Origin of the sequence: Paraburkholderia steynii (assembly GCF_900100565.1) — a bacterium.
In the GTDB taxonomy this organism is placed as follows: Bacteria; Pseudomonadota; Gammaproteobacteria; order Burkholderiales; family Burkholderiaceae; genus Paraburkholderia; species Paraburkholderia terrae.
Genome location: NZ_FNDI01000069.1, coordinates 1 through 11,741, shown reverse-complemented (window position 1 = coordinate 11,741; position 11,741 = coordinate 1). Strand labels below are relative to the sequence as shown.

Here is an 11,741-nt window from a genome sequence, read left to right as displayed (position 1 = left end):
ACCAGGATCTGAAGCAGGAGCTGGGGCTGGGACACTACGAAGGCCGGGGATGGCGTGGGTTTCACCACCACGCCGCACTGGCGATCGCGGCCTACGGGTTCCTGCTCTCAGAGCGTCTCGCTACCGGTACCCCGGTCAGCGCCAAAAAAAACTTCGCAGCACGCCAGACACCTGCAGTTCCCGACGATTACATTGCGCGGGGAAGTCCGGCGCGCACAGCGCCACACGGCTGACTCGATTGCCACCATCCGCTACGAACTTACGGTCCGGCTGGTCGCCGGGCTCGACGCGTGTCCATGCTGCCGAAGTCTGGGAAGACGCCTTTATTTTATGACACAGTAAGACTAACAGCCGCTGGCTTCGTCGCTTCCGCAAACGCACAAACCGTCGTCACCATCGGTCACTCGGCTCCGCTTACGGGACCGCAGGCACCAAACGGGAAGGACAATGAGAACGGAGCACGTCTTGCAATCGACGAGTTGAACAAGGCCGGCCTCAGTGTCGGCGGTCAAAAGGTGACCTTCAAACTGGACTCAGAAGACGACCAGGCTGACCCGAAAGTTGGCGTTCAGGTCGCGCAAAAAATGGCCGATAGCGGCGTAGTCGCGGTGATGGGTCCGTACAACTCGGGCGTCGCTATCCCGGCCTCAAAGGTGTACAACACGGCGGGAGTTCCGATGCTGCCAGTTGCCTCGAATCCCGCGCTGACCAAGCAAGGCTACAAGAACATCTTCCGTATTGGCGCAAGTGATGAGCAACTTGGTGGCACAATGGGCCAGTTCGCAGCCAAGACGCTGAAGGCGAAGACCGCTGCAGTTATCGATGACCGGACGGCGTACGGCCAAGGAGTTGCTGAGCAGTTCGTGAAGGAAGCCAAAGCCAACGGAATCCAAATCATTGACCAGCAGTTCACCAACTCGTCGGCCACTGACTTCCTCGGCATTCTCACCAGCATCAAGTCCAAAAACCCTGACGTTATTTTCTTCGGTGGCTACGCCTCGCAAGGCGCCCCGATGGCGAAGCAAATGAAGGGTCGTGGCTTGCGCGCCAAGCTGCTCGGTGGCGACGGTATCTGCTCGGCCGATATGGGCAAGGTTGCTGGCGAGGCGGCATCCATTGTCTACTGCGCGCAAGGAGGCGTCTCGTTGGATAAAACGCCGGCCGGCCGCGAATTCCTGCAGAAATACAAGGCTGCCTACAACACCGATACGCAGGTGTACGCGGTTAGCTATTACGACGGCGTCAAACTGCTGGCCGATGCGATGGTCAAGGCTGGCACCACGACCGATAAAGCGAAAATTATTGCTCAACTGGCCAAGACCGACTACAAAGGCGTGGCAGGAACGTACTCCTTCGATGCGGACGGCGACCTGAAGGGCGCACCGACTACCGTGTATGTCATCAAGAACGGCCTGCCGGTGCCCTACGGTCAGTGAAGTTGATAGCGTAGCAACGAATGACACATGAAAATCACTCGCACCATTTCTACTGTCGAAGTCCATACCGGCGGTGAGGCGTTCCGCATCGTCACCCGCGGACTTCCTCGTCTGCCGGGCGACTCCATCGTGAAGCGTCGCGCATGGCTAAAAGAGAACGCAGACGACATTCGTAAAGCATTGATGTTCGAGCCGCGCGGCCACGCTGACATGTATGGCGGCTATCTGACTGAACCGATTAGCCCGACTGCTGACTTCGGAATCATTTTCCTCCACAACGAGGGATACAGCGACCACTGCGGACATGGCGTTATCGCGCTGTCCACCGCGGCAGTCGAGCTGGGTTGGGTCCAGCTTCAGATTCCTGAAACGCGAATCGGTATCGATGCACCCTGCGGCTTTATCGAAGCATTCGTGCAGTGGGATGGCGAACATGCCGGTAATGTTCGCTTCGTGAACGTCCCGTCGTTCATCTGGAAGCGTGATGTCACTGTCGAGACGCCGTCATTCGGTACGGTCAAGGGCGACATCGCTTTCGGCGGTGCGTTCTACTTCTACACCGACGGCGCGCCTCACGACCTGGAAGTTCGCGAGTCTTCGGTCGAAGACCTGGTCCGCTTCGGCGCTGAGGTGAAGCAGGCCGCAAACATGGCTTTCCGGGTTGAGCATCCGGACATCCCGGAAATCAATCACATCTACGGCACCATCATTGCCAACAAGCCGCGGCACGACGGTTCGACGCAAGCGAATTGCTGCGTGTTTGCTGACCGGGAAGTGGACCGCTCTCCTACCGGCTCGGGAACAGGCGGCCGTGTCGCTCAACTGTACCTGCGCGGCGAACTCGGCAAGGGCGAAACCCTGGTAAATGAGTCAATCATCGGGACTGTCTTCAAGGGTCGTGTGCTTAGCGAAACGAACGTTGGTGATTTCAAGGCGGTGATTCCGGAAGTCGACGGCAATGCGTATATCTGCGGCTTCGCACAATGGATTGTTGACGAGCGTGACCCCCTGACGTACGGGTTCCTCGTTCGATAAACGGCTCCTTGCAGTACCAGTTAGCGCGGAAAGCTGCGACCCAGCATCCGCGCTTTTTTTCGCCCGCGGACAGGTTGGAGCCCCAAACAGAGTGAATGTTGTCTGGAGCACCTGAACGTTTCAACATAGGTCCATCACCGTGCCAAGTTCAGCCTATGCGCAATCCTCTCTGCCGACAACCAAACGGCGTTTTGAGCGTTATGTGCCGCTTCGCGCGCGTGCCGAAGCAGCTCTCGCCCGGTTCAGGACAGTTCGAACCGACCATGAGATACAGGGCGTACGCGGAGTTCGGACTGACATCTTCTCGAGCATGACTTAACCTCGACGGCATAAGCTTGCGCCCCGGCCAAGGAAACCACGACGTCAAACTTGAACCATGGCGAGAAGCGCCGGCACGTCGCCGATGACACGACTCTGATGTCCCTTGCCCGTGGTATCCCCAAGCAGTATCGCGCCTCCTGCCGCGACGCGACGTCGCTCACCGTCACTGGCCTCGAACTCAATCTCCCCGCTGAGAAAAAATACCCACAGGCACGTGGGCGAAGGATGAAGGTCTCCGACCCATCCGCTGGGCGCGCGCAAAAATCCGTAGCGGGTCGCTGCCGCGAAATCCGACACGTCAAAGGGTTCAGCGGGGGGCGCGAAGTTGCGGGTTACCAGCTGCAGGTTTACCGACGCAAAGTGACTTTCGCCAACCGAGTCTGAAAACAGTTGTGAAAACGACAGTGCAAACGCCACGGGTTTCTCCTTCCGCGGCCTATGTTCCAGTCGGCGTTCGACGTGCCCCGTCAGAGTGTCTCGGAGGTCTGCCTTACTCAGCGCCGCGCGAGACGTCGGCCGCACAACGACTCACCTTGAGTGTCCTGCCCGCCGGCCCGGGCGTCAAGGCACAGTGACGAAATCCGACGGCAACGCGCCAGCACGGCGAACCGGGTCGCAGATGTGTGCTTTCCGCTTCGCCGGGACTATTTCTGTCCTGGCCCGGGGTAAGACGCACGCGGCTCCGTCGGCCGCCTTCCTCCGCGGCGACCGCCTGTCGCCAGCTCAACGCGAAATTTTCGGTTTCAGAACTCACAAACCCGTGGTCAACATCCCGGCCATCGGCGACGTTAGGGATGCAAGAGGCGAGAAACGTCCGCCTCGCGTCGCGACCCGCGCTCATTTCAACGCCGGTCGGCTTTGTACCTGCTGGAGCGGAACATGAAAAGCGTGAACGGGCACTCGCTGCGTTGCCAGGTCGAGAAATGGCTCGCACCGGCTCCGGCGATATCGGGTCATGTAACCAGATTCAGTCGCACCCGGTTGGGCGGGCGACGGTGTGTGTACGTTGAGACGTCGTCATCACGCGGAGTGCGCGCATTGTTCTTCTTCAGGCACGATGACGGCAGCTGGTACGTGTTTCCGCCGGCTGCCGACCGGTTGCGGGGGACTGGCGACCGCGTTGCCCGTGAGGGGTCGGCACCGACGTCCATACCCCTGTAACGCCGGGGACCATCGCGCGTTGCGCTCGCGGCTACCGTAGGCGAATTCTCATTGCGTTTTCGTGCAACCCGCATATAAATAAACGAGTTTCAGCTGGTTGCAGTCAAGAATAATTGGAGCGAAGTCGAATTGGCCGAAAACGGCCCGGGTTTCTTTCATCACCGCTGGTTGCCGACATGAAAGACCTCGGGCAATAACATTCACATTCCGAGGTGACCTATGGCAGCGATACAGCACGTTTTTGTTCTCATGCTTGAGAACCGTTCTTACGACAGCGTGTTTGGGTGGTCCAACCTGACGGGCACTACGCCAACGGGTGCCCCGACAGTCGCCAACGGACTGCCCACAACTCCCCTCGTCAACTTTGGAAGAACTGGAACTCCTTACCAGCTTGGTAAAGGGGCGCCCTACGCTCTCGGCTTCGACCCGGGCCATGAGTTCACCGACGCCTGTGTTCAGCTGTGCGGGTTGCAGGTCGCCAGTGGAGATACCGTGCGCAACGATTCACTCGTGCTTGGCGCAAGCGGCTACCCTCCGTTTGCAACGGATACTTCAACGACGGGGTTTGCTGCGACATATGAAGACCATTCGGATGCTGTGGCACAGGCATTCAACGCATTCACGCCGGACCAGTTCCCTGTACTGAACTTCCTGGCCAGCCAGTTTGGCGTTTGCGACAACTGGTTTGCGTCCGTGCCAGGGCCAACGTGGCCCAATCGTTTCTTTGCCGTGGCGGGCACCGCGTCTGGGCTTGACCACTCCCCTAGTGATGCGCAAGTTGTGGAAGCAGTGTTCTTCAACGCACCACTCTTCACCTTCCCGAATGGAACGGTCTTCTCGAAGCTTCAGGAATCGGACTGGCTCATCGTACAGGGCGACGTGGCGCAGACGCGTGGCATTCACGGAATGCAAAATCTGCTCAATCGATTCGTCTCCATGGATACGCTCACATCGAGACTTGCCAACAATTCCTTGACCGAGAAGTTCATATTCATCGAGCCTACGTACGACGCGAAGAATGACTTCCGGAATGGCAATTCGATGCATCCGTGCGGTGACGTCCGCCGCGGAGAAGCGTTAGTCAAGCAGGTCTACGACGCTATCAGCACCTCCAGCCTATGGAACAACAGCGTGTTGCTCATCGTCTTCGATGAACACGGCGGTTTCTTCGACCACGTGACACCTCCCAATGCGGAACCGCCAGGTTCCACCGAAAACACCCGCCTGAAAACACATAACTTCGCCTTCGACAGACTGGGCGTGCGTGTGCCGGCTATTGTCGTGTCTCCTTTCGTTCCGGCCGGGACCATCGACCATTCGTTGTACGACCACACGTCGATTCTGAAGACGACAGACGCGCTGCTCGGACTCAATGGGGCGCTCAACCTGACAGCACGTGTGCGCGCCGCAGACGATTTCTCGAAGATGTTGAGCCTGCCCACACCTCGCTCAGTCGTTCCGCAATGTCCGTCGCCTGTCGCCATGAGTGATGACTCAAGACCTTCGAGCGAAGGTTCCCCGCGAGCAAAGGACCCGTTTCTGCCGCTTTACGCGCATCACTAGAACCGGCGGTGCGTGCCCTCTGCGTCAGATACTTGCGACGGTCGCGTCCGCATTGCTGGCATTGAAGGGGCCGCCGTACGAATACGCAGCCATGCACCTCCTGAAAGGAGGCGGGCAGCAACTCGCTAGCGCATATCGCAAACTCAATCCAGACGGGTTGGTTCCGACGCTCGAAGATGGGTCACAGGTTCTCACCCAGTCTCTTGCAATCATCGAATATCTCGACGAAATTTATCCAGACCCACCGCTGCTTCCGTCTGCCCCAGCGGACCGTGCATACGTTCGTTCAGTAGCGCTGCAAGTTGCCGCCATTTGGGGCCATGCAATCGCACAACAGGAAGAACTCTCGAATTGCATCGACCTTGAGAATTTCTTCACGTTTCCTTTATTTACCTGTGCGTCTGCTTACATAAAATGAATGCACCGGTCCCAGCGATAGCCACAGAACAGTGTGCAGGCTACAGGGGCTCAACTGGAAGCAGCGGACCTCGAAGCGGTGCACTATGCAACGCCAGCTTGTCGTGCAGCGGCTTTCAGAAACATTAGATGGCTTGTCCTACCTGCCACGGACTGACTGCCAGCCCCCGCGGGGTTCCGAGTAATTGTCCCGCAGGAGAGTCACAATGAAACGTGCTTCCGCACTTCTTGCGTTGCTGGGCGTCGGACTTGCAGTTACTTTGCCAGCGGCTGCTTTCGAGTTTGGCACACTGGGCGTGATAACGGGGCAAACCGCCCGACTCACGGTATTCAATCTGGCAACAGGACAGGTTCCGCCAAACCCGTGTCGTGTCCAGCTGTATTTTGCGGACGCTAATGGCCGAGCCCTACCGGGCGGCAATGCTGACCACCCGGCACAGTCGACGCCAACGCTCGCACCGGGTGCGAGCGCCACGATAACACTGCCCGTCACTACCAACTTCGCAACGCGGGTGATGGTCCGTCCTGTGGTTCATCCGCTCACAGCTACATGCTCGCTAGCGACGACGGCCGACATTGCCGATTCGCAAACGGGAGGCACCACAGTCATCTACCCACCGAGCCCCATATTGCCGTCGGCTTCAGTCTTCCCGCCGAGTCCAATCTTTCCGCCTGCTCCGATTTTTGGGCTGCGTCTGCGGATAGCTGGTCAAACAGCACGGCTGACAGTACAGAGCCCCGTCGAGAGCGCTGGAAACGGCTCCGCCCAGGTGGAGCTGAGCTTCGTTGACCCGAATGGCCGGACGCTAACCAACCCTGACGGTGAGCCGCTCGTGAAGACGGTGTCCTTGAGTAAGGGGCAGGCGACGTTCCTCGACCTGGAGAATCCGCTTGGCGCCGGCGTAGCAACGCTGTACCGGCCAGTTATTAAAGCCAAGTCGACGAATCTGGCTGACGAGGTAGCGACGGCCCAAATCATTGTGACGAATGAGCTGATTGACTCGGCGACAGGAAAATCCTTGCTGGCGGCTCCGAGCGACCCGTGTGTGGGCGCATTCTGCCTGACGGTGAAAGGGAAATAGTTGCGCGGCCTCATGGCGCGGGACGGCTTGCTTCGTCACGCGCCGCCGAGGTGACCGTCAATAGTGCTGGGCGCATCTTGAGTCCCGGGCAATCCGACGTGCGCGAAGACAGCAATTCGCCGGTGGAAGCAGTCGAGGAATCCCTCGGGCCAACTTATTGAGCCACTGCCGCCCTGGCATCGTGTTGGCAGTTCTTTGCAACGTTCGTTGGCCTCATTCGCGCGATTCTGGTTGTCAAAGAAAACAGGTTATCCGTGGAGGTCGCCATGAAGACCCCGGTTTCGCTGCACAAGAGAGTGTTGCAGGCACTAACAGTCGTCCCATTGATTGTGATAGCGCTGTCAGGTTGTGGCGGTGGTGGAGGCAGTGATGGCGCACCCGCCTTATCGGTAGCCCGTGCCGCTGCACCGACGGGCTCCGTTAATCCCGGAGTCGTGCCACTTAACGCGCATTTCAGAGGCAAAACGTACGGCCAGTGGGAGGCTTCGTTCTGGCAATGGGCGTTGGCTTTGTCTGTAGCTCCTTTGCCGCATCCGTTCAATGATTGCCAGAATCGCCCTATCTCGGCGGGACAAACTGACAGTCTCCTTGGCCAGCCGGATGCCATGACATTCATCGAGCTTCTCGCGCGCCAGCGTCGGCCCAAAATCGGCATAGCGCTCGCGGATGATCGTCAGGGCCCGCAAGGCCAGTCCTGCGTCGAGCTTGCGGTTGCCCGGTCGGCCACGTCTGCCGGATGCCACGCCAGATGGCCCGTGCTCGCGATACCGGCTCACCAGACGTTCGACCTGGCGCACGCTCAGGCCCAGCCGTTCGGCGGCACGGCCGGGCTTCAGACCGATCTCAACGATCGCCTCGATGACCTTCAGCCTGTCCAGTTCGCGCATGCTCAGACTCACCCGTGTCGTGTCCGGCTTCATGGCTGGCTCCCGCAAGATTGCAGCACGGTGCCAGCTTGCCAGCGTTCGGAAACACGACATCTGTAAATAGCCAGAACACGACATTAGGATATAGCCGCTACAACACTCCCGCTCGATAATTACATTATGTCAAATGTTCAGGGCGAATGACAAAAAACTGACAGCCGTGTCGGCTTTGGCAACCGGACAAGGAGAATATAAGATGGCGCTGCACTGGCCATTGCGAGCGGCGAGTGCGAACTAAACTGGAAGCCACGTCCTGGTCATCTCCCTCGAGGAGCAAAGCGTCGAGGCGAGGCTAGCCGACCACCATCAGAACCTAGGAGTGTCCGACCGACGGCATCACAAAGAGGCGTTCGTCCCACACCACGGGTTGCGGCTCGGTCACGGCAATCCGCGTCGCGTCGGGGTGTGCGGGATTGACCAGCACGTTGAACTCTGCACGGACGACGACGGAAGGTACGATCAGGAGCGCGGTACGCGACTCGGTCAGCCAGGCGTCGCCGAACTCCCTTGCCGCCTGCAGTGCTGGCGCATCCCATCCCCCCGGCATCGATTCGGCCGAATGGCGTTCGACGCGAATATCGTCGGGAACAGCTGCTTCAACCCATCCGTGTGTCTTCGGTACCTTGCCGATGCGCGCATGAACAAGAACCTCGAGCATCGCACCGGCGAAGGTCGACGCGGCGTAGATGGCCGGTCGCCCCGGGCTATTGAAGCGGCCGCCCACCAGCATCGCGCCGGTGCCACTCCAAACCGTGTGTCGAGTGTCGGCGATTCGAAACAACTTCACGCCGGCAACCCATAAAACAGTTTCCAGAGCAGTTCTTCGACCCGGCGCGCGCCGAGCTCGGTCAGCGCAACATCGAGCGGCGCCCGCCCTTCGAGCTCCGGATGCGGCGTCGACAGGAATTCCCGCGCGTCCTCTCCGTCGTTCCAGACGTAGGCCGTCGTCGCGACGATCCTGGCCAGCCGCTCAGTCTTTTCCGATTCGTCTGGCGTCAGCCGATCGCGACGCCGCTTATAGGTCGCTTCGGGGATGATGCGGGCAAGTAGCGCACGCCGGGCGTCGGCACCCTGCGTCGCATGTTCGACGCCCGCGCGCAGCGCGGACTTGGGCAGTCCGTCGCGGACAAGTGCCTCGAGTTCCGCGAGCGTGTGCGGGACCTGCCGCAGTTCCATGACCGCGGCCACTGCTTCAGGCGTAATCAGCGACATGCGACTCCCGACTAAAGTATCAGTTGATACCTAATGATAGCGCAATTGATACCGTCCGCAAACCCATCTTCAATCTGGCGGGCTCCAGCGGGCAGCCTGCCGAGGCGGCCACCTCGACATCGTCCGAGCCTGCGAGAATCGCCTACATAGCATGTCGGCACGTTACGACCTGCAGAAATCTTTCAAACACGAAACGCTCAAGAAATTAAGCATCCGCTCGCGACAGGATGTCGCACTGGGCACGCGGATAAACCATTTATAGTGCATTGCACAAGCCCGTGCGATCGGTAGGTGCGACCTGACGATCGTGTTATAGTGCAGTGCAACAAGTCCCGTCCGATCGGCAAGTTTGTTCCGACGACCGCGTCCGGCGTTGGCGGGTTGCGGACAGACATGCCGCTGAAGGTGATTCGACGCGCCTGTCAGCTTCGCCCAGTTTCTGTCTATACCATCAAAATGAGGTCCCTGTGAAATACCTTACCCGCATCGCCGCGTCTGGAGTACTCATGGTCGTCGCTCTCGGTGTCGTCACCTTCGCCCAGATCAAGCTCGCGCCGCAATCCGCAGACAACAACCCGATCGCACGGATCGTCCTGAACGTTGAGTCGCAACTGAACGGCTGAGTGACTCCACCGCTGCATGTAGCGCGCGCCCCGCAGCAAAGAAAAACCCGCCAGGCTCTGAAGAGAACTGGCGGGTTTGAGCTCTGATTTCGGATTCACATACCAGGCGATGGTAACGGAGTTGACGCCTGCTCAGGCTCCTCCAGCGACCAGTCAGCCTCCATGTCCACGGCATCCAACACCTTGGGCAGGTCACCAATCGTCAATTCGAGACGCTTCATCGTGGCCTCGTGAGACAGGCAATCTTCCCCTTCGACGTTTCGATCATCAGAAACTTGAAGAGCGTGTCGCCACACTGATCCAGCGCAAGCCAGCCCTTCCCGCCTTGCGAAAATTGTCACCGCGCACCCTGAAGGCATGGCCGAATCCAGAATTTGTGCAGCAGCCTCCTGCACAAATTTAAATCTTTTCTGCTTGGAAAATATAGGATTGCGAATTAAAAGTCGATCAGTTGATTTATGTAAAATCTTGGTTGCAAGTCTTCTCTCACTAAAAAGCAGTCAGCGTGTGCATCCCGCTTGCTCGCGACGACGAAGGATTCTCCGAGATTCGACCTCTGTTAAATAAGCCAGGCGTTGCGATGATAGCTCTACGACGATCAATCGTTCTTCAGCAGGAAATCGACATGCACGACGTCGTATGGAAATTCAATGGTACCGTCAGCATTGCGCTCAAGGATACCGACATCGAGCAACGCATGGACATCGCGATGCACGCCCTTTACGTCCCGCGCCACGCGGCGCGCGATTTCACGGATTGATAGCGGTCCCGCGCCTATGACGGCACGGATAAGGCTCCAGCGCAGCGGTGTTAGTGTCTGGAACAGCAGCTCATGCGATGCAAACGAGATATGCGCACCCTGCGCATTGCCTTTGAATGCCGCGACGAACCGTGCGGACATTTCCTCCCGCGAGCTGACGCCCAATGTAACCGTCCTCATCAACCCTCCCCCTGTTTTGACTCGTCGTCTGCACACTTACCGTGGAGTCGGCAGGACGTGCGAGGTGTTGGACTATATGACACCTTGAATTGACGATGTCAATCGCAACGACAGGTTGACGGGGTGAAGTCGCTTCGTTCATTTTGAGAGCGGTTCCGGGACATAATAACAATTCTCAACGATTCATAAGACTCCTAATTGTTTTTCTGATACTTACTGACGACAATCGATTTCGGAAATTTCCGAAGGCGCGCTTAGGGTGGTCAGCTCGGTGCCATCGTCGTTATGCGTAGCTGAACCCGAACGAATGTCTGCACCGACACCCGAAACCGATCAGCCCTATCCATGTCGGAATCAGCGAGCTCGAGCGCGCGCTCGTAAAGACTGTCGTTGATCGTGGCTGGAGTGTCCTTGATTTACGGGTGCTCCGAACCCAGATTGGGGTACCAACCGGCATCAAGTTCGATGGCTGCCGGGCATTACATCGGGAAGTGCGCAAACTACCGGCTGAAAATCCGGTGCGACGTAACACCAGACGGCGCACATCCGGTAGCGCGGCGGCGCAAGCGCAGTCACGGTGCAACGCTTATTTCTGTCGATTCTCGTCGTGGAACTCGACGTCCTCGATCACGTCGCCGATATCCATGCGCTGGCCCGCGCGCTCGCGCACCGGTTGCTCGTGCATCTGTTGTGCGCGCATTGCCTGCTCGCGAAGCTCTTTGCGCAGATCGCGCGTTTTCCACCAGACAAAACCGCCGATCGCGATGCCTGCCCCAAGCACCACTGCCAACATCACGAGCGACACGGCGAACCCCACCACGAGCAGCGCAGCGCCGATCACCACGGCTAACACCTTCGCCAATAGGCTTGGTGGACCAGAACGCATAGTTGCGCCACTCTGCCTGAGTCTCTCCTGTTGCTTGTCAAATTGCATCGCATCTCCGATCGCGGTTGTCCCGAGGCAGTTTCAGGGGTGAGGCGTAACAACGAGCTTAGACGGTGTTAGGAACCTCCGGTCAAACCTG

11 protein-coding genes and 3 pseudogenes are annotated in these 11,741 nt (G+C 58.6%); 7 read left to right on the top strand and 7 right to left on the bottom strand.

Annotation, left to right across the window (positions count from 1 at the left end; translation table 11 throughout):
• From BLT65_RS46000 to lhpH, 3 genes and pseudogenes are all read left to right on the top strand, one after another.
• Nucleotides 1-233 (top strand): annotated as a pseudogene (locus BLT65_RS46000) (IS701 family transposase); the annotation flags it as partial.
• 63 nt (nt 234-296) lie between these two features.
• On the top strand, nt 297-1,436 hold the full coding sequence (locus tag BLT65_RS45995; protein WP_091790681.1) for a branched-chain amino acid ABC transporter substrate-binding protein: 1,140 nt from the start codon (nt 297-299) through the stop codon (nt 1,434-1,436).
• Between the two features lie 27 nt (nt 1,437-1,463).
• A complete protein-coding gene (lhpH, locus tag BLT65_RS45990; RefSeq protein WP_091790680.1) occupies nt 1,464-2,471 on the top strand; it encodes a trans-3-hydroxy-L-proline dehydratase in 1,008 nt (335 codons plus the stop codon).
• A 363-nt stretch (nt 2,472-2,834) separates the two neighbouring features.
• Here the strand turns inward: lhpH and BLT65_RS45985 are convergent, their stop codons facing one another.
• A complete protein-coding gene (locus BLT65_RS45985) occupies nt 2,835-3,209 on the bottom strand; it encodes a cupin domain-containing protein (protein ID WP_091790679.1) in 375 nt (124 codons plus the stop codon).
• Nucleotides 3,210-3,671: 462 nt separating this feature from the next.
• Between BLT65_RS45985 and BLT65_RS48355 the strand changes: the two genes are divergently transcribed.
• The 4 genes and pseudogenes from BLT65_RS48355 (at nt 3,672) to BLT65_RS47050 (ending at nt 7,015) form a co-directional block, all read left to right on the top strand.
• Nucleotides 3,672-3,953, top strand: coding sequence for a hypothetical protein (locus BLT65_RS48355; protein WP_244187121.1), 282 nt, complete (start codon nt 3,672-3,674; stop codon nt 3,951-3,953).
• A gap of 219 nt (nt 3,954-4,172) precedes the next feature.
• A complete protein-coding gene (locus BLT65_RS45975; RefSeq protein ID WP_091790678.1) occupies nt 4,173-5,516 on the top strand; it encodes an alkaline phosphatase family protein in 1,344 nt (447 codons plus the stop codon).
• Nucleotides 5,443-5,823: pseudogene (locus tag BLT65_RS45970) on the top strand (glutathione S-transferase N-terminal domain-containing protein); the annotation flags it as partial. The gene BLT65_RS45975 and the pseudogene BLT65_RS45970, both read left to right, overlap by 74 nt.
• A gap of 316 nt (nt 5,824-6,139) precedes the next feature.
• A complete protein-coding gene (locus tag BLT65_RS47050) occupies nt 6,140-7,015 on the top strand; it encodes a hypothetical protein (RefSeq protein ID WP_143036734.1) in 876 nt (291 codons plus the stop codon).
• A gap of 578 nt (nt 7,016-7,593) precedes the next feature.
• Here the strand turns inward: BLT65_RS47050 and BLT65_RS45960 are convergent.
• From BLT65_RS45960 to BLT65_RS45940, 6 genes and pseudogenes are all read right to left on the bottom strand, one after another.
• Nucleotides 7,594-7,902 (bottom strand): annotated as a pseudogene (locus BLT65_RS45960) (helix-turn-helix domain-containing protein); the annotation flags it as partial.
• Nucleotides 7,903-8,254: 352 nt separating this feature from the next.
• Entirely contained in the window at nt 8,255-8,728 is a 474-nt protein-coding gene (locus BLT65_RS45955) for an RES family NAD+ phosphorylase (RefSeq protein WP_091790676.1), read from the bottom strand.
• A complete protein-coding gene (locus BLT65_RS45950) occupies nt 8,725-9,153 on the bottom strand; it encodes an antitoxin Xre/MbcA/ParS toxin-binding domain-containing protein (protein ID WP_042305806.1) in 429 nt (142 codons plus the stop codon). Before BLT65_RS45950 ends, BLT65_RS45955 begins: the two co-directional genes overlap by 4 nt.
• Before the next feature lie 718 nt (nt 9,154-9,871).
• Entirely contained in the window at nt 9,872-9,997 is a 126-nt protein-coding gene (locus BLT65_RS48545) for a hypothetical protein (protein ID WP_279634522.1), read from the bottom strand.
• A gap of 377 nt (nt 9,998-10,374) precedes the next feature.
• Nucleotides 10,375-10,677, bottom strand: a complete 303-nt coding sequence (locus BLT65_RS45945; RefSeq protein ID WP_244187119.1) for an HVO_A0114 family putative DNA-binding protein — start codon at nt 10,675-10,677, stop codon at nt 10,375-10,377.
• 625 nt (nt 10,678-11,302) lie between these two features.
• Nucleotides 11,303-11,650 carry a hypothetical protein gene (locus BLT65_RS45940; protein WP_042305805.1) on the bottom strand — a complete coding sequence of 116 codons (348 nt, stop codon included), beginning with the start codon at nt 11,648-11,650 and terminating at the stop codon, nt 11,303-11,305.
• Nucleotides 11,651-11,741 lie beyond the last annotated feature (91 nt).